Annotated in this window: 14 protein-coding genes; 13 read left to right on the top strand and 1 reads right to left on the bottom strand. The window is 69.4% G+C overall.

Annotation, left to right across the window (positions count from 1 at the left end):
• Positions 1-166: 166 nt before the first annotated feature.
• Positions 167-1,177 carry an LLM class flavin-dependent oxidoreductase gene (locus V8Z80_RS07685; protein ID WP_336061595.1) on the bottom strand — a complete coding sequence of 337 codons (1,011 nt, stop codon included), beginning with the start codon at positions 1,175-1,177 and terminating at the stop codon, positions 167-169.
• Positions 1,178-1,344: 167 nt separating this feature from the next.
• Here V8Z80_RS07685 and bktB point away from each other — a divergent pair, with 167 nt between their 5' ends.
• The 13 genes from bktB (at position 1,345) to V8Z80_RS07750 (ending at position 18,636) form a co-directional block, all read left to right on the top strand.
• Complete coding sequence (gene bktB / locus V8Z80_RS07690; RefSeq protein ID WP_336061596.1) at positions 1,345-2,526, top strand: beta-ketothiolase BktB; 1,182 nt, start codon at positions 1,345-1,347, stop codon at positions 2,524-2,526.
• 81 nt (positions 2,527-2,607) lie between these two features.
• A complete protein-coding gene (locus V8Z80_RS07695; RefSeq protein WP_336061597.1) occupies positions 2,608-3,378 on the top strand; it encodes a spermidine synthase in 771 nt (256 codons plus the stop codon).
• A gap of 169 nt (positions 3,379-3,547) precedes the next feature.
• Positions 3,548-4,246, top strand: coding sequence for a GntR family transcriptional regulator (locus tag V8Z80_RS07700; RefSeq protein ID WP_155195211.1), 699 nt, complete (start codon positions 3,548-3,550; stop codon positions 4,244-4,246).
• A 12-nt stretch (positions 4,247-4,258) separates the two neighbouring features.
• The gene (locus V8Z80_RS07705; protein WP_336061598.1) at positions 4,259-5,056 is read left to right on the top strand and encodes an enoyl-CoA hydratase/isomerase family protein; all 798 of its coding nucleotides are present in this window, start codon (positions 4,259-4,261) and stop codon (positions 5,054-5,056) included.
• 4 nt (positions 5,057-5,060) lie between these two features.
• Positions 5,061-6,599, top strand: a complete 1,539-nt coding sequence (locus V8Z80_RS07710; protein ID WP_336061599.1) for a malonate--CoA ligase — start codon at positions 5,061-5,063, stop codon at positions 6,597-6,599.
• A 153-nt stretch (positions 6,600-6,752) separates the two neighbouring features.
• Positions 6,753-7,727: a Bug family tripartite tricarboxylate transporter substrate binding protein gene (locus V8Z80_RS07715; protein ID WP_336061600.1), complete on the top strand. Its 975-nt coding sequence runs from the start codon at positions 6,753-6,755 to the stop codon at positions 7,725-7,727.
• A gap of 981 nt (positions 7,728-8,708) precedes the next feature.
• Positions 8,709-9,680, top strand: a complete 972-nt coding sequence (locus tag V8Z80_RS07720) for an ABC transporter substrate binding protein (RefSeq protein WP_155195207.1) — start codon at positions 8,709-8,711, stop codon at positions 9,678-9,680.
• A 115-nt stretch (positions 9,681-9,795) separates the two neighbouring features.
• Entirely contained in the window at positions 9,796-10,686 is an 891-nt protein-coding gene (locus V8Z80_RS07725) for an ABC transporter permease (RefSeq protein WP_155195206.1), read from the top strand.
• Positions 10,686-11,480, top strand: a complete 795-nt coding sequence (locus V8Z80_RS07730) for an ABC transporter ATP-binding protein (RefSeq protein WP_336061601.1) — start codon at positions 10,686-10,688, stop codon at positions 11,478-11,480. Before V8Z80_RS07725 ends, V8Z80_RS07730 begins: the two co-directional genes overlap by 1 nt.
• Before the next feature lie 263 nt (positions 11,481-11,743).
• Entirely contained in the window at positions 11,744-12,376 is a 633-nt protein-coding gene (locus V8Z80_RS07735) for a DUF4136 domain-containing protein (RefSeq protein WP_155195204.1), read from the top strand.
• A 195-nt stretch (positions 12,377-12,571) separates the two neighbouring features.
• The gene (locus tag V8Z80_RS07740) at positions 12,572-13,813 is read left to right on the top strand and encodes an efflux RND transporter periplasmic adaptor subunit (protein WP_155195203.1); all 1,242 of its coding nucleotides are present in this window, start codon (positions 12,572-12,574) and stop codon (positions 13,811-13,813) included.
• Between the two features lie 60 nt (positions 13,814-13,873).
• The gene (locus tag V8Z80_RS07745; protein ID WP_155195202.1) at positions 13,874-17,098 is read left to right on the top strand and encodes a multidrug efflux RND transporter permease subunit; all 3,225 of its coding nucleotides are present in this window, start codon (positions 13,874-13,876) and stop codon (positions 17,096-17,098) included.
• Positions 17,095-18,636, top strand: coding sequence for an efflux transporter outer membrane subunit (locus V8Z80_RS07750; RefSeq protein WP_336061602.1), 1,542 nt, complete (start codon positions 17,095-17,097; stop codon positions 18,634-18,636). The genes V8Z80_RS07745 and V8Z80_RS07750 overlap by 4 nt, the downstream gene beginning before the upstream one ends.
• Positions 18,637-18,642 lie beyond the last annotated feature (6 nt).

An 18,642-nucleotide genomic window follows, 5' to 3' on the forward strand; every position in this document is an offset into this window, starting at 1 on the left:
CGTGCGGCGCGTTCGCGCCGCGCCCGGCGCCAGAAATCGCCCGCCACCCCGCCCGGCCTCGGCGGACTGCGTAGTCTGGAAGTGTTCCGGCGCTGCGGCCGGAGTCGTTCTTGCATTTCTCTCCCAAGCCAGCGGTCCAACCCCCATCAAGCAACCCCGTCCACTGTCACACCCCCGCCGACCCCAAGGCATCCCGCGCCTCGGCCGCGATCTCGTAAGACCGTATCCGCGCCGCATGATCGTAGATCTGCGCCGCGACCATGATCTCGTCGACGCCGGTGCGCTGCAGGAAGGCCCGCAGCCCTTCCCGTACGGTGTCCGGCCCGCCCACCACGGAACAGGACAGCGATTGCTCGACGCTGGCCTTCTCGTGCGGCGCCCACAGGTCGTCCATGTTGGGCACGGGCGGCGGCAGCTGGCCGCGGCGGTTGCGCCGCATGTTCAGGAACTGCTGCTGCAGCGAAGTGAACAGCACCTGGGCTTCGCGGTCGGTGCCCGCGGCGACCACGTTCAGGCCGGCCATGACATAAGGGCGCTGCAGGCTGCGCGAGGGCCGGAACTGGGCGCGGTACATCTGGATCGCGGTCAGCAGGTGGTCCGGCGCGAAATGCGAGGCAAAGGCATAGGGCAGGCCCAGGTGCGCGGCCAGCTGCGCGCCGAACAGGCTCGAGCCCAGGATCCAGATCGGGATGTCCAGCCCCATGCCGGGAACGGCCTTGACCGGCGGGTTCTCGATTTCCGGCTGGAAATAGCGCTGCAGCTCGAGAACGTCCTGCGGGAATTCGTCGGCGCTTTCCATGCGTTCGCGGCGCAGCGCGCGGGCCGTCAGTTGGTCGGTGCCGGGCGCGCGGCCCAGGCCCAGGTCGATGCGGCCGGGAAAGAGCGATTCGAGGGTGCCGAATTGTTCGGCGATGACCAAGGGCGAATGATTGGGCAGCATGATGCCGCCCGCGCCCACGCGGATGGTGCGCGTGGCGGCCGCGACGTGGCCGATGACCACGGCGGTGGCGGCGCTGGCGATGCCGGTCATGTTGTGGTGCTCGGCCAGCCAGTAGCGCTGGTAGCCCAGGCGTTCGGCGTGCTGGGCCAGCTCGCGCGAGTTCTGGAAGGCGGTGGCGGCGTTGCTGCCCAGGACGATGGGGGAAAGATCCAGGACCGACAGGACGGGCGGGGACATGGGAGGCTCTGATGCGATGGAAACCCGGACGATTATAGGCAGGCCCCCTGGGGCCGGCCGGCAAGACCGCACCGGCCGTAGGGCCGCGCCGGCGGGTCGCGGTTGGTATCATGGTGCGCTGCGGCATACCCATGCCGGCCAGATTCCGGACAACCAGGAGATAAGCCATGAACGACGTAGTCGTAGTCAGCGCCGTGCGCACCGCCGTGGGCGACTTCGGCGGCGCACTGAAGGATGTCGCGCCTTGCGATCTGGGCGCGACGGTGGTGCGCGCCGTGCTCGAGCGGGCCGGGGTGGGCGGCGAGGACATCGGCCACGTGGTTTTCGGGCACGTCATCAATACCGAACCGCGCGACATGTACCTGTCGCGCGTGGCCGCGCTGGACGCCGGCATCGCCAAGGAGACGCCGGCCTTCAACGTCAACCGCCTGTGCGGGTCGGGCCTGCAGGCCATCGTGTCGGCTGCCCAGACCATCCTGCTGGGCGATGCCGAAATCGCCATCGGCGCCGGCGCGGAAAGCATGAGCCGCGCGCCGTACCTGGCCCCCGCGCAGCGCTGGGGCGCGCGCATGGGCGATTCGGTGATGCTGGACATGATGACCGGCGCGCTGTCCGATCCCTTCGAGCGCTTCCACATGGGCGTGACGGCCGAGAACGTGGCCGCGCGCTATGGGATCAGCCGGGCCGACCAGGACGCCCTGGCGGTCGAGTCGCACCGGCGTGCCGCGCGGGCCATCGACGAGGGCAGGTTCAAGGCCCAGATCGTGCCGGTGCCGGTCAAGAGCCGCAAGGGCACGGTCGAGTTCGATACCGACGAGCACGTGCGGCGGGATGTCAGCCTCGAAGGGCTGGCGGGCCTGAAGACCGTATTCCAGAAGGAGAACGGCACGGTCACCGCGGGCAATGCGTCGGGCATCAACGATGGCGCGGGCGCGGTGCTGCTGATGAGCGCGCAGGCCGCCCAGCGGCGCGGCGCCAAGCCCTTGGCGCGGCTGGTGGCCTATGCCCATGCCGGGGTCGAGCCCCGCTACATGGGCATCGGGCCTGTGCCGGCCACGCGCAAGGCGCTCGAGCGCGCCGGCCTCAAGCTCGAGCAGATGGACGTGATCGAGGCCAACGAAGCCTTTGCCGCCCAGGCCTGCGCGGTCTCGCGCGAGCTGGGCCTGGACCCGGAAAAGGTCAACCCCAACGGCAGCGGCATTTCGCTGGGCCATCCGATCGGCGCGACCGGCGCCATCATCACGGTCAAGGCACTGTACGAATTGCAGCGCATCGAAGGCCGCTATGCGCTGGTGACCATGTGCATCGGCGGCGGGCAGGGCATCGCCGCCATTTTCGAGCGCATCTAGCGGCGCCGCGGCGGCCGGTCCGCTTGGCGCGCCGCGGCCGCCGTGCGGGCAAGGCCGCGCCGCCCTACAATCGCGGCCATCATGCGCAACAAGCCCGCCTCCCAGCACGACGAAGTCACCCTGTCCGAGCACGACGGCATCCGCTACCTGCATTTCGCCACCGAGTGGGTGCAGGGGGCGATGCGGATCGACAAGCCGGCCGAACTGGTCCTGGAGTACACCCGCCAGATGATGGCGTGGCTGCTGTTTCTCGACCCCCCGCGCGAAGCCGCCATCGGCCAGCTGGGACTGGGCGCCGGCTCGCTCACGCGTTTTTGCCTCAAGCACACCGACAGCCCCCTGCAGGTGGTGGAGTGGAACCCGCAAGTCACCCTGGTGTGCCAATGGCATATGAAGCTGCCGGCCGCAAGCCGCCTGGTCATCGACCACGAGGATGCCGCCGTCTGGGTGGCCGACCCGGCGCGCCAGGGGCAATGCCCGGTGCTGATGGTGGATCTTTACGATGCCCAGGCCCAGGGGCCGGTGCGCGACTCGGTGCAGTTCTATGCCCATTGCCGCCGCGTGCTGGGCGAGGTCGGCGTGATGACCGTCAACCTGTTCGGCAACCACGATAGCTTTCCGCGCAACCTGGCCAATCTGCGCGAGGCCTTCGACGGCCGCCTGGCCTTGCTGCCGCCCATCGACGCAGGCAACCAGATCGTGCTGGCGTTCTCGGGGCCGCCGCTGCAGGTGTCGGCCGAGGCCTTGCTCGAGAGGGCGGCGCAGGTCGAGGCCCGCTATGGCCTGCCGGCGCGGCGCTGGGCGCGCTCGCTGATCGGCGCGCAGCGCGGCCAAGGCCTGCTGGATTTCTGAGCCCAGGTTCCTGGCGGGCCGGCCCAGGCCTTGTTGCGGCGCTTCCAAGGGTTAATCCGAGCCGGGAAAGCACTAGGCGCCGCAAGGCCGGGGCGGCATTGCCCGGGCGGGGACGGATCGCCATAATTATGAATTATCGGTAACTCATGCCGCCCCGGCGGCCATGGCCATGTCCGCTCCGATCGTCCAGCAGGCGCTTTACCAGGAAGTGGCAAGCCGATTGCGCCACATGATCCGCGTGCGCCAGCTCACGGCCGGCGCCTGGATCGACGAGGCGCGGCTGACGCAACAGCTGGGCATCTCTCGCACGCCGCTGCGCGAGGCGCTCAAGGTGCTGGCCACCGAAGGGCTGGTGCGGCTCGAACCGCGGCGCGGCTGTTTCGTCAGCGAGCTGTCCTGGCGCGATATCGAGGACATCTTTCCCCTGATCGCCAATCTCGAGGGCCTGTGCGCCCACGAGGCCGCGCGCAAGATCCGCGAGCAGGACATCGCGCCGCTCGAGGCGCTGCACGCGCAATTGCGCACGCATGCCGAGGCGGGCCGCATCGACGCCTACTACGACACCAACTACCGCATCCATGCCGCGATCCAGGAGCTGGCCGACAACCGCTGGCTGTCCGACTCGGTCGACCGGCTGCGCAAGGTGATCGGCTTGTCGCGCTACCAGAGCCTGACCGTCCCGGGCCGGGTGGCGCGCTCGTGCGCCGAGCACCTGGCCATTTTCCAGGCCCTGAAGGACCGCGATCCGGCGCGCGCCGAGGCCTGCGCGCGCGAACACCTGATGAACCAGCTCCTGGCGCTGCGCGAGGCGGCCCAGGCCGAGGCGCAGGCCGGGCCGCAAGGCGCGGGCGCGCCTGCGATCCACTGAAGGAGACGTCCCATGAATCCTCCCCCAGGCACCGGCCAGGTGCGATGCGAGCGCGAAGGCCGCATCGCCTGGGTCACGCTGAGCAACCCGGGCAAGCTCAATGCCCTGAGCGTGGCCATGTGGCGCGCCTTGCAGCGCATCTTCGAAGCGCTTGCCGCCGATGACGGCGTGGGCTGCGTGGTGCTGCGCGGCGAGAACGGCAACTTCGCGGCCGGCGCCGACATCAGCGAGTTCCCGCAGGCGCGGGCCGATTTCGACGGTGTCTACGATTACCACGTGGGCATGATCGCGCCGGCGCTGCGCGCCATCGGCCAGTGCCCGCATCCCGTGCTGGCGCAGATCGAGGGCGTGTGCGTGGGGGGCGGGCTTGAGGTCGCCAGCCAGTGCGACATGCGCATCGCGGGCGAATCGGCGCGTTTCGGCGTGCCCATCACCCGGCTGGGCTTTTCCATGGCGCCGCACGAGATGCAGGGCTTGCTGGCGCTGGCGGGAAAGGCCGTGACGCTGGAGATTCTCTACGAAGGGCGGGTCTTCGGCGCGGCCGAGGCGCAAGGCAAGGGCCTGCTCAACCGCGTGGTCGCCGATGCCGATGTGGCCGGCGCGGTGCGCCAGAGCGTCGAGCGCATCCTGCGCGGCTCGCCCATCGCCGCACGCCTGAACAAGCGCACCGCCAACCTGCTGGACCGGCATGGCGTGGACCTGGATCCGGCGCAGCTGCGGGCCTGCTTCGATTACGCCGATACCCACGATCACAAGGAAGGCGTGCGCGCCTTCCTGGCCGGCGAGGAGCCGGTATTCAAAGGAGCCTGACGCAGTGCGCAACCACAATCTCTATGCTGTGCTGGAGCAGGGTTTTCCGCCGGATCGCAGCCGTATCGCCATCCAGACGCCCACGCTTTGCTACAGCTGGGATGACATCGACCGCGCCAGCGCCTGCCTGGCCAACCTGCTGGCCTCGCTGGAGCTGCCGATCGGCGCGCGCGTGGCGGTGCAGGTCGAGAAATCGCCCGAGGCGCTGCTGCTGTACCTGGCCACGCTGCGCGCCGGCCTGGTCTACCTGCCGCTGAACACGGCCTATCGCGAGGCCGAGGTGGAGTATTTCCTGCGCAATGCCGAGCCGGCGCTGGTGGTCTGTACCGAGGAAAACCTCGAATGGATGAGCCGCGCGGCGCGCCATGCGGGCACCAGCCACGTGCATACGCTGAACGACGACCGCAGCGGCAGCCTGCTGCAGGCCGCCGGCGCCTTGCCCCAGGTGTTCCAGACCGTCGAGCGCGGCCCGGACGACCTGGCCGCCATCCTGTACACCTCGGGCACCACGGGCCGCAGCAAGGGCGCCATGCTCAGCCACGGCAACCTGGTGTCCAACGCGCAGGTACTGCACGAATACTGGGGCTGGCGCGACACCGACGTGCTGCTGCACATGCTGCCCATCTTCCACGTGCATGGCCTGTTCGTGGCCGCCCACGGCGCGCTGATGGCGGGGGCGCGCATGATCTGGCTGCCGCGGCTGGATATCGAGCAGGCGCTGGCCTGGCTGCCGCACAGCACGGTCATGATGGGCGTGCCCACGTATTACGTGCGGCTGCTGGCCGACCCGCGTTTCGGCAGGGCGCATTGCGCCTCGATGCGCCTGTTCGTCTCCGGCTCGGCGCCGCTGCTGACCGAGACCTTCGAGCAGTTCCGGCGCCGCACCGGGCACACCATCCTGGAGCGCTACGGCATGAGCGAGACCGTCATGCTCACCTCCAACCCCTACCGGCCTGAATCGGCGCGCCTGCCCGGCACGGTCGGCCGGGCCTTGCCCGGCGTGTCCGTGCGCGTGGTGGACGAAGCCGGCCAGCCCGCCGCGCCGGGCCAGGTCGGGCACGTGCAGGTGCGCGGGCCCAACGTGTTCTGCGGCTATTGGCGCATGCCCGAGAAGACCCACGAGGAGTTCACCGCCGACGGCTGGTTCCGCACCGGCGACATGGGCATGTTCGGCAGTCCCGGCCAGGACGGCAGGGTGCCGGACGACTACCTGTCCATCGTGGGGCGCAGCAAGGACCTGATCATCTCGGGCGGCTTTAACGTCTATCCCAAGGAGATCGAGAGCCTGATCGACGAGCTCGATGGCGTGGACGAGTCGGCCGTCGTCGGCGTGCCGCATCCGGACTTCGGCGAGGCCGTGGTGGCGGTGGTCGTGCCCCGCCACGGCTGCGTGCTGGACGAAGCGGCGATGATCGCCGCGCTCAAGCAGCGCATCGCCAACTTCAAGGTGCCCAAGCGCGTGCACGTCATCGATGCGCTGCCGCGCAACGCGATGGGCAAGGTGCAAAAGAACGTCCTCAGGCAGGCCTACGGCCGCCTGTAGGTTTCCGATCAACCCGGTCCGGCGCAGGTCCGGCAGGCAGAAGAAGGAAGGAGGCTTACCACCGTTTTACTCGTGCCTGCGTGCGCGAGCGATGCAACAGGCTGGAATCCGCAGCAAAAACTTCATGCACCACCCCAAAACGAGGAGACAATAATGAAGGCAGGCGTTTTTCTTGGTTCGGTCATCGTCCTCACGGCAGCCCTGACGGGCGCTGCATCCGCGCAGGCGGCCTGGCCCCAGCGGCCCATCACCCTCATCGTGCCGTTCCCGGCGGGCGGCGGCACCGACACCTACGCGCGCCCCCTGGCGCAGCAGCTGACCATGGCGCTGGGCCAGAGCGTGGTCATCGAGAACAAGGGCGGGGCCGGCGGCACGCTGGGCGCCGGCGTGGCGGCCAAGGCGCAGCCCGATGGCTACACCTTCTTCATGGGCGGCGCGCACCATGCGGTGGCGCCTTCGCTGTACAAGAACCTGAACTACGACATCCAGAAGAGCTTCGTGCCGGTGGCCTTGCTGGCCCAGCCGCCGCAGGTGGTGGTGGTCAACCCCAAGAACCTGCCGGTCAAGGACCTGAAGGAGCTGGTCGAGCATGCCAAGAAGAACCCCGGCAAGCTCAACTACGGCAACGCCGGCATGGGCAGCACGCATCACCTGGCCGGCGAGCTGTTCGCCATGCAAAGCGGCACGGAGCTGGTGGCCGTGCCCTTCCAGGGAGCCGGCCCCATGCTGACGGCGCTGATCGGCGGGCAGGTGGACCTGGCCTTCGACGGGCTGGGCTCCTCGGCCGGGCACATCCGCTCGGGCACCATCAAGCCGCTGGCCGTGGCTGCCAAGGAACGCTCCAAGACCTTGCCGGACGTGCCGACGGCGGCCGAGGCCGGCTACCCCGACTACGTGGTTTCCACCTGGTACGCCATGTGGGCGCCGGCCGGCACGCCCGACGAGGCGGTGCAGAAGATGACCGCCGCGATCCAGCAAGCCCTGGCCACGCCCAAGATCAAGGAGCTGTGGCAAAGCAACGGTTCGGAAATCCCCAACCTGACCGGCGCGCAATTCGGCGAATTCGTCGATGCGGAGATTGCGCGGTGGGGGAAGGTGGTCAAGGACGCGGGGGTGACGTTGAACTGACGGTCGGGGGGATTGGACACGTTGGCCGGGGCGGGGTGTCCGTTTGGACACGTCCGCCGAGGCCGGTCGGGGCGTCGGGCGATGCCGTCGCCGTGCGGCACGTTCGCGCCGCGCCCGGCGCCAGAAATCGCCCGCCACCCCGCCCGGCCTCGACGGACTGCGTAGTCTGGGCTTGGTCCGGCGCTGGAGACGGAGTCGTTCTTGCCTGCTTGCCCCACGTCGCTTGAAAAGAGAAAGATCTTGCGGGGCCGTTCAAGAGGGGTTGCGCAGGCAACCCCTCTTGAACATTCGACCGCCGCTTATGAGAGGCAGGGCAGCGGGGCAGGCCCGAAGACTTCAGGGGCGGACGACCACGGATGGCGGGGCATTGTGGGCTGCGGCGCTATGGCCGGGCTGGCGTGGCGTGATTGGACGCTTCAGCCCTGCACACGGCCGCCAGTGCCACGCCCGCCCTGAAGCTTGCAAGCGGCCCCACACCCGACGCATGCGCGGCAGCCCTGAAATCTTCGGGCCTGCCCCGCCGCCCCTCCCCCTCAAAAGCGGCGGTCGAATGTTCACGAGGGGTTGCCTGCGCAACACCTCGTGAACGGCCCCGCAAGATCTTCCTCTCCCAAGCCGGCGGGGCAGAAGCATGCAAGAACGGCCAAGCCCCCGGCGGTGGCGCGATCGACGACTCCGAAGGCCGTCGGGGCCGGGGGCAGTGGCGGGCGACCATGAGCCCGCCGCTGCCACCGGCCACGACGGCCGTCAGGCCAGCGGTCCGGATACCTCCCAAAACTGGCCGCCAACCAAGCCCCCCGCCCGGCATCGCCACGCCCCCGTTTCCCTCGGTTACTATCTGGCTCTTGCGCTTCGCCCCTCGCCGCTGCGCCCCCGTCTCGCCACACCGCGATACCGGGCGGGCCTTGCGACCCGGCCGACATCCAGGGCCGCCGGTCGGCGCGGACAGGGATGGCCCACACCATACCTAGGAGTTTGCCCATGAACCGTTTCCGACCCGTTGCCGCGGCGCTGGGGGCCGTGCTGGCCGCCGCCGCGATTGCCGCGCCTGCCGCCGCGCAGCAGAAATCGGTGGCCGTGGTGGCCATCGTCGAGCATCCGGCCCTGGACGCCGCGCGCGACGGCGTGCGCGAGGCGCTGGCGGCCGCCGGCTTCAAGGAAGGGCAGAACCTGCGCTGGCAATACCAGAGTGCGCAGGGCAATACGGGCACCGCCGCCCAGATTGCGCGCAAGTTCGTGGGCGACCGCCCCGACGTGATCGTGGCCATCGCCACGCCGGCCGCCCAGGCCGTGGCTGCGGCCACCAAGCAGGTGCCGCTGGTCTACACCGCCGTCACCGATCCCGTCGCGGCCCAGCTGGTGCCTTCCTGGGAGCCCTCGGGCACCAACGTCACCGGCGTATCGGACATGCTGGCGCTGGACAAGCAGGTCGAGCTGATCCGGCAGGTGGTGCCCGATGCCAAGCGCGTGGGCATGGTCTACAACCCTGGCGAGGCCAATTCGGCCGTGGTGGTCAAGCAGCTGCAGGCGCTGCTGCCCAAGTCCGGCATGACGCTGGTCGAGGCCGCCGCGCCGCGCACCGTCGACGTCGGCTCGGCCGCGCGCAGCCTGATCGGCAAGGTCGACGTGATCTATACCAATACCGACAACAACGTGGTCTCGGCCTACGAGGCGCTGGTCAAGGTCGGCAACGACGCCAAGATCCCGCTGGTGGCGTCGGATACCGACAGCGTCAAGCGCGGCGCCATCGCGGCGCTGGGCGTGAACTACCGCGACCTGGGCGTGCAGACCGGCCAGGTGGTCGCGCGCATCCTCAAGGGCGAGCAGCCCGGCGCCATCGCCTCCGAGACCAGCAGCAAGCTGGAGCTTTTCGTGAACCGCACGGCGGCGCAGCGCCAGGGCGTGACCCTGTCGGACGCGCTGCTCAAGTCGGCCGCGCAGGTTATCGAGTAGGCACGCGCCCGGGGCGCCGGGGCGCCGCGGGCCCGCGCATGCGGCCTGGGCCCGTGGCCCGGGCCGGCGTCCATTCCTTATCCCAACCCGCCCTCCTGCAAGGGCGAAGCTCGCCATGTCCCTGTTCTCATTGCTCGGCGCCCTGGAAATCGGCCTGATCTTCAGCCTGGTCGCGCTGGGGGTGCTGATCTCCTTTCGCATCCTGCGCTTTCCCGACCTGACCGTGGACGGCAGCTTTCCGCTGGGCGGCGCGGTGGCCGCCACCCTGATCTCGGCCGGCACAGACCCGTTCACGGCCACGCTGGCGGCCACGGCCGCCGGGGCGCTGGCCGGGCTGCTGACCGGCTGGCTCAACGTCAAGCTGCGCATCATGGACCTGCTGGCCAGCATCCTGGTGATGATCGCGCTCTATTCGATCAACCTGCGCATCATGGGCCGGCCCAACGTGCCGCTGATCATGGAGCCCACCTTCTTCACCGTGCTGCAGGCGCCGGGCGTGGCCGACTACGTGATGCGTCCCTTGCTGCTGGTGGGCGTGGTGCTGGCGGCCAAGTTCGCGCTGGATTGGTTTTTCGGCACCGGGACGGGGCTGGCGATGCGCGCCACCGGCTCGAATCCGCGCATGTCGCGCGCGCAGGGCGTCAACACCGGCGCCATGGTGCTGGGCGGCATGGCGCTGTCCAACGCGCTGGTGGGCCTGGCCGGCGCCCTGTTCGCCCAGACCCAGGGCGGCGCGGACATCTCCATGGGCATCGGCACCATCGTGATCGGCCTGGCCGCGGTCATCGTCGGCGAAAGCCTGCTGCCCACGCGCAAGCTGGTATGGCTGACCCTGGGCGTGATCCTGGGCGCGCTGGTGTACCGGCTCTTCATCGCCCTGGCGCTCAATACCGAATTCATCGGCCTGCAGGCGCAGGACCTGAACCTGGTGACGGCGGTGCTGGTCACCTTCGCCCTGGTGCTGCCGCGGCTGCGCGGGCGCCGCAAAGCCCAAGGAGGACGCTGATGCTCGCGGCCAAGGACCTGCACATCACCTTCAACGCCGGCACGCCCATCGAGACGCGCGCCCTGCGCGGCCTGTCGCTGGAGATTCCCAGCGGGCAGTTCGTCACCGTGATCGGTTCGAACGGCGCGGGCAAATCGACCTTCCTGAACGCGGTCTCGGGCGACCTGGCGGTGGATACGGGCACCCTGCATATCGACGGGGTAGAGGTCACCCGGATGCCGGCCTGGCAGCGCGCCGACCGGGTGGCCCGCGTATTCCAGGACCCGATGGCCGGCACCTGCGAAGACCTGACCATCGAAGAGAACATGGCGCTGGCGCAGGCGCGCGGGTCGCGGCGCGGCCTGGGCCGGGCGGTCAGGCCGGCGCTGCGCGAGCAATGGCGCGAACGGCTGGCCACGCTTGGCCTGGGCCTGGAAAACCGCCTGGGCGACCGCATCGGCCTGCTCTCGGGCGGGCAGCGCCAGGCGGTCAGCCTGCTGATGGCGGCGCTGCAGCCTTCCCGCATCCTGCTGCTGGACGAGCACACGGCGGCCCTGGATCCGCGCACGGCCGACTTCGTGCTGCAGCTGACCGCGCGCATCGTGGCCGACCACGGACTGACCACGATGATGGTCACGCACAGCATGCGGCAGGCGCTGGACGTGGGCGAGCGCACCGTGATGCTGCACCAGGGGCAGGTGGTGCTGGACGTTTCGGGGCCGCAGCGCCAGGGCATGGACGTGCCGGACCTGCTTGCGCTGTTCGAGAAGGTGCGCGGCGAGACGCTGGCCGACGACGCGTTGCTGCTCGGCTAGGGCAGGGCGGGGCTGCCGCGCTGCACCATGGCCCCCGCCGCCGGGCGCGGCCGCCTTTTGCCCGCTTCGGCCGGCAACCGCCCGCCAACAGCGGACAACTGGCGGCCAAGTGGACCGATGTATCCGGTCCGGACCCATTTAATGCCAGATTAATAACTGCAGTGCATCATGTGCCACTTTCGGCGCCCGGCCGGGCGTCTTGCAAGTTACACAAGGGCGGTGCATGATGCTACGAGTCCGTAGCGCGACCGATCAGGAGGCTCATGAATTTCCGCAAGCCCATGCTGGCCTTGGCGGCAACCGCCGCGCTGGCCGGCTGCGCCACCGGTCCGGCGTTGCGCAGCGACTACGATCCGGCGGCCGACTTCTCGCGGTACCGCACCTATGCCTACGTGCAGCCCCTGGGCACGGACAAGGCCGGCTACAGCAGCCTGCTCACCGAGCGCCTGAAGTCCGCCACCCGCACCCAGATGGAGATGCGCGGCTACACCTATTCCGAGAAGTCGCCCGACCTGCTGGTCAACTTCGGCGCACGCGTGGATACGCGCACCGAGGTCGTGCCCGCGCCGCCCATGCCGTACTACGGCTACCGCATGGGGTTCTACGGCCCCTGGGCCGGCTGGGGCTGGGGCAACGAGGTCTACCAATACCAGGAAGGCACGATCAACATCGACCTGGTCGATGCGCGCCGCAAGCAGATGGTCTGGGAAGGCGTGGCGGTCTCGCGCGTGCGCAACGCCGAGCAGCTCAACAGCGAGACGGCCGTGGCCCAGCTGGTGTCTGCGATCTTCTCGCGGTATCCCTTCGTTGCCGGCAGCGGGCAGCCGCTATCCCCGCATGGCCCGTCCCAGCCCGGCGCTGCCGGCCCGGCCGCTTCCCCGTCTTCGGCGCGTTAGCGCCTCGCCATGCCGGCGCGCCGCAAGGCGCGCGTCCCTATGCGGAATCTCCCTGGCAGGCCAGGGGCTTCCCGCGGTTTGCCATTTCGTTCTTCTATACTTTCGCGGTTCCCGATCATACGCTCGCCTTCGGCGCCGGCCAGCCCGGCGCGGGCGCAATGACCAGGCGCCGTGCGCCCCCTCCAGAGAGTATCCATGCGCTTTCAATCTGACCTTTCCCTGCGCTTTACCACTGCCGCCGCGCTGGCCTCCTTGCTGGTGCTGGCCGCTTGCGGACAAGAACAGTCCCAGCAGCAGCAGATGCCGCCCACGCCGGTCAGCGTCGTCACGGTGCAGCCCGAGCGCGCGCCGATCGTGACCGAGTTTCCCGGCCGCGTCGACGCGGTGCGCAACGCCCAGGTCCGCGCCCGGGTGACCGGCATCGTGCAGAAGATCGAGTTCGAGCAGGGCAGCGACGTCAAGCAGGGGCAGCGCCTGTTCAAGATCGATCCGGCGCCCTTGCAGGCCGCCTACAACCAGGCCGCCGCGCAGCTCAAGCAGGCGCAGGCCGACGAGTTCCGCGCGCGCCAGCTGGCCCAGCGCTATGCGCCGCTGGTCAAGGCCAATGCCATCAGCAAGCAGGAATACGACAATGCCGTGGGCGCCTCGCGCCAGGCCGAGGCCGCGGTCGCGGCCGCGCGCGCCGCGCTGGAGAACGCCCGCATCAACCTGGGCTATACCGATGTCGAGTCGCCCATCGACGGGCGCATCGGCAAGCCGCTGGTGACCGAGGGAGCCCTGGTCGAGGCGACCAGCGCCACCCAGATGGCGCTGGTCCAGCAGCTCGATCCGGTCTACGTCGATTTCAACCAGTCCACCAGCGACCTGGCCAGGCTGCGCAGCGCCTTCGCCCAGGGGCAGCTGCAAAAGGTCGGCCAGGACGCCGCCCGCGTGCAGGTGCTGCTGGACGACGGTTCCGAATACGCCCACCAGGGCCGCCTGCTGTTTACCGGCGCGTCGGTGGACCCGGGCACCGGCCAGGTCAACCTGCGCGCCGAGATCGACAATCCCGACTTTGTCCTGCTGCCGGGCATGTTCGTGCGCGTGCGCCTGGAGCAGGGCTACAACGAGCAGGCCCTGATGGTGCCGCAGCAGGCCTTGCAGCGCACGCCCGACGGCCGCTCCAGCGTGCTGGTGGTGCGCGAGGGCAAGGTCGCCCAGGTGCCGGTGCTTACCGGCCCCGTGGTGGGCGGGCGCACCATCGTCACGCAGGGCCTGTCGGCCGGGGACCAGGTGGTGGTCGAAGGCTTCCAGAAGATCCAGCCGGGCGCGCCGGTCCAGGCCACGGAGTGGTCCCCGCCCGGCCAGCAGCAAGGCCCGGCGGCAGGCGGGGCGCAGCAGGAGGCCGGGCAGCAGGGCCAGCCCGCGGCGGCCCCCAAGTCCGAACAGCAGTCGTAACGTCGGCGGCGCGGCGCCGCCGCGCGGCCACCGTGAGCCCCGCTACCAGAGTCAGCACTCATGCCCCAATTTTTCATCGACAGACCAATCTTCGCCTGGGTGGTCGCCCTGTTCATCACGCTAGTGGGCCTGTTCGCCATCCCGAACATGCCCATCAGCCAGTATCCGGATGTGGCGCCGCCCGCCATCCAGATCCAGGCCAACTATCCCGGCGCGTCGGCCGAGGACGTCGCCGAGCAAGTCACCAGCATCATCGAGAACGAGCTCAACGGCGCCAAGGGCCTGCTGTATTACGAGTCGGTCAGCGACTCCAACGGCCAGACGCAGATCACCGTCACCTTCGCGCCGGGCACCGATCCGGACCTGGCGCAGGTGGACGTGCAGAACCGCGTGTCCAACGTCACCGCGCAGCTGCCCTCGGCCGTGATCCAGCAGGGCCTGCGCTTCGAGCAGACCAGCACGGGCTTCCTGCTGGTGGGCACGCTGTCCTCGCCCGACGGCACGCATTCGCAGATCGCGCTGGCCGACTACATCCGCCGCAACATCCAGAACCCGCTGTCGCGGGTGCCGGGCGTGGGCCGCTTCCAGCTGTTCGCCGCGCCGCGCGCCATGCGCGTGTGGGTGGATCCGGCCAAGCTGGTGGCCTACAACATGAGCATCAGCGAGGTGAACCAGGCGCTTGCGCAGCAGAACGCGCTGATCTCCGCGGGCACGCTGGGCGGCCCGCCCAACCCTGCCTCGCAGCGCACGACGGCCACTGTCATGGTCAACGGCCAGCTGGCGACCGTCGAGGCCTTCGGCGCGGTGGTGCTGCGCGCCAATCCGGACGGCTCCATGGTGCGGCTGCGCGATGTGGCGCGCATCGAGGTGGGCGCGGACAACTACCAGTTCGGCGCCCGCTTGAACGGCAACCCCACTGCCGCCTTCGCCATCGTCCTGGCGCCCGGGGCCAATGCGCTGGACACGGCCGAGGGCGTGCGCGCGCGCCTGGAAGAACTGTCCGAGTTCTTCCCGCCGGGCATGGAATACGACATACCGTACAACACGGCGCCGTACGTGCAGACATCGATCGAGCAGGTTTTCCATACGCTGCTCGAAGCCATGGTGCTGGTGTTCCTGGTGATGTTCCTGTTCCTGCAGAACGTGCGCTATACCATCATCCCCACCCTGGTGGTGCCGGTGGCGCTGCTGGGCGCGCTGGGGGTGATGCTGGCGCTGGGCTTTTCTATCAACGTGCTGACCATGTTCGCCATGGTGCTGGCCATCGGCATCCTGGTCGATGACGCCATCGTCGTGGTCGAGAACGTCGAGCGCATCATGGCCGAGGAGGGCCTGCCGCCCAAGGAGGCCACCCGCAAGGCCATGCCGCAGATCAGCGGGGCCATCGTGGGCATCACACTGGTGCTCAGCGCGGTGTTCCTGCCGCTGGCCTTCATGAGCGGCTCGGTGGGCATCATCTACCGCCAGTTCGCCGTGGCCATGGCCGTGTCCATCATGTTCTCGGGCTTTCTGGCGCTGTCGTTCACCCCGGCCCTGTGCGCCACCTTGCTCAAGCCCATCCCCAAGGGCCACCACCAGGAAAAGCGCGGCTTCTTCGGCTGGTTCAACCGCAAGTTCGACGCGGGCACCGACCGCTACCAGCGCGGCGTCGCGCGCCTGGTGCATCGCACCGGGCGGGTGATGCTCGTCTACCTGTTGCTGGTGGTGGCGCTGGGCTTTCTGTACTTCCGCATGCCCACGGGCTTTCTGCCCATCGAGGACCAGGGCTATACGGTCTCGAACATCGAGCTGCCCACGGGTGCTTCGTCCAGCCGCTCCATGGAGGTGATCGAGACCGTCGAGCAATACTTCCTGAACCTGCCGACCACGCAGAACGTCATTTCGGTGCAGGGCTTCAGCTTCAACGGCAACGGCCTGAACGCGGCCATCATCTTCGCGCCCATGAAGGACTTCTCCGAACGCAAGGGCGCCGAGAACTCCGCGCAGGCGGTGGCCGGCGCGGCCATGGGCCAGCTGATGTTCGGCATCCGCGACGCCATGGTCATCTCCGTGGTGCCGCCGGCGATTTCCTCGCTGGGCAACGCGGCGGGCTTCGACTTCCGGCTGCAGGACCGCTCGGGCAGCGGCGACGGCGAGAACCTGGCGGCGGCCACCAGCCAGCTCATCGGCCTGGCCATGCAGAATCCGGTCTTGTCCCAGGTGCGCATCACGGGCCTGGGGCCGGGCCAGCAGCTGCGGCTGACCATCGACCGCGAAAAGGCGGCCTCGCTGGGCGTGGACTTCACCGAGGCGGCCAACCTGCTGTCGACCGCCCTGGGCTCGGCCTACATCGGCAAGTTCCCCAACCTGGGATGGATGCAGAACGTCTGGGTCCAGGCCGACGCGCCGCACCGCATGACCCTGGAGGACGTGCTGCGCCTGAACGCGCGCAACAACCAGGGCAGCATGGTGCCGCTCTCGTCCTTCGTCACCTACGAATGGACGCAGGGGCCCACGCAGGTGGTGCGCTACAACAGCTATCCGGCCATGCGCCTGGAAGGCTCGGCCGCGCCGGGCTACTCCAGCGGCGACGCCATGGCCGCCATGGAAAGCCTGATGGCGCAGCTGCCCTCCAGCCTGGGCTATGAGTGGACCGGCCTGTCCTACCAGGAGCAGCAGGCCGGCGCCCAGGCGCTGATCCTGATGGGCCTGGCGCTGCTGGTCGTGTTCATGGTGCTGGCCGCCCTGTACGAAAGCTGGGCCATCCCGCTGTCGGTGCTGCTGGTGGTGCCGCTGGGCATGCTGGGCGCGGTCGGGCTGGTCACGCTCATGGGCATGGAGAACGACGTGTACTTCCAGGTCGGCATGGTGACGGTGATCGGCCTGGCGGCCAAGAACGCCATCCTGATCGTGGAGTTCGCCAAGGACGCCTATGCGCGGGGCGCCGGCCTGAAAGAGGCGGCGGTCGAGGCGGCCCGGCTGCGCCTGCGGCCCATCCTGATGACCTCGATGGCCTTCATCCTGGGCGTGGTGCCGCTGGCCCTGGCCACGGGCGCGGGCGCCGCCAGCCAGAAGGCGGTGGGCATCGGCGTGATGGGCGGCATGCTCGCGGCCACGCCGTTCTCCGTAATTTTTGTGCCGGTCTTCTTCGTGGTGGTGCTGGGCCTGTTCAAGACCCGCCCCAGGCTGCTGGGCGCCGAGGCCAAGGCTTTCGAGCGCGAGCAGGCCGAAAAGAAGGCCAAAGAGCAAGAGGGCGGCCAGCAAGCGGCCGGCCGCAACCCAGTTGAAGACGAGGGCAAGGCATGAAAGGCCTGAGCGCTTATAAACCCTGGCTGCCCCTGCTGGCGGCGGCCACCCTGGCCGGCTGCTCGCTGGCTCCCGAATACCAGCGGCCCGAGGCCCCGGTTGCGCAGGCCTGGCCCGCGCAGCCGGACATGCGCGGCGACGGCCGCGGCGTGCAGCCCGCCGACCGGGTCGCGCCCGAGCAGGGCGTGGCCGCCAGCGACATCGGCTGGCGCCAGTTCTTCCGCGATCCGCGCCTGCAGGCGCTGATCGAGCTGGCGCTGGTCAACAACCGCGACATGCGCATCGCCGTGCAGCGTATCGAGGAAGCGCGGGCGCAGTACGGCGTGCAGCGCGGCGAGCAGTTTCCCAGCATCGGCGTGGGCGCCAGCGGCACCCGCCAGCGCACGCCCGAAGACCTGCGTTTCGGCGGCGCCGACGCGCCGGCCATCTCCAGCCAGTACCAGGCCGGCCTGGCCCTGACCGCCTTCGAGATCGACCTGTTCGGGCGCCTGCGCAACCTGTCCGAGGCCGCGCGCCAGCAATACCTGGCGACCGAGCAGGCGCGCCGTACCGTGCACATCAACCTGGTGGGGCAGGTGGCCCAGGCCTACTTCGCCTTGCGTGCGGCCGAAACCCAGCTGAACCTGGTGCAGCAGACGCTCGGTTCGCGCCAGGCGTCCTTCGACCTGGTCAGCCAGCGCTACGAGGCCGGCGTGGCCTCCGAGCTGGAGCTCAACCAGTCGCGCACGCTGCTCGATACGGCCAGGTCCGACCTGGCGGCGTTCGCCCGCCAGCGTTCCCAAGCGACCAACGCCCTGGTGCAGCTGATCGGCCAGCCCCTGCCCGACGAACTGCCCGAGCCGCTGCCCTTCGGCAGCGAGCAGCTGGTGGCCAGCGTCCCCGCGGGCCTGCCTTCGGACCTGCTCACGCGCCGGCCCGACATCCTGGCCGCCGAGAACGCCCTGCGCGCGGCCAATGCCAACATCGGCGCGGCGCGCGCGGCGTTCTTCCCGACCATCTCGCTGACCGGCAATATCGGCACGGCCAGCCCCACGCTGGGCGGCTTGTTCGAGTCGGGCACCGGCGCCTGGAGCTTCGCGCCGCAGATCGCCATCCCGCTGTTCGCCGGCGGCAGCCTGCGGGCCGGCGTGGACCTGGCGCGCGCGCGCGACAACATCGCGGTGGCGCAGTACGAGCAAGCCATCCAGCAGGCGTTTCGCGAAGTGGCCGACGCGCTGGCGGGCGAGGCCACCTACGAATCGCAGCTGACTTCGCTGCGCGCCCTGGAAGCGGCCTCGGCCCGCACGCTGGAACTGTCCAACCTGCGCTACGAAGGCGGCATCGACGACTTCCTGCAGGTGCAGACCGCCCAGATCTCGTACTACAGCGCGCAGCAGCAGCTGGTCCAGGCGGGCCTGGATTCGCTGATCAACCGGACCGAGCTGTACAAGGCGCTGGGCGGCGGCTGGGTCGAAAACACGGTACAGTCCGGAACCGGGCCGCAGGACGGCGGCCCGCAGCCGGAGGCGGCCGCCGGCGTGTCCCCGGCCGCGCGCTAACCGTTT

This window comes from Orrella sp. JC864 (assembly GCF_037026685.1).
In the GTDB taxonomy this organism is placed as follows: domain Bacteria; phylum Pseudomonadota; class Gammaproteobacteria; order Burkholderiales; family Burkholderiaceae_B; genus Orrella.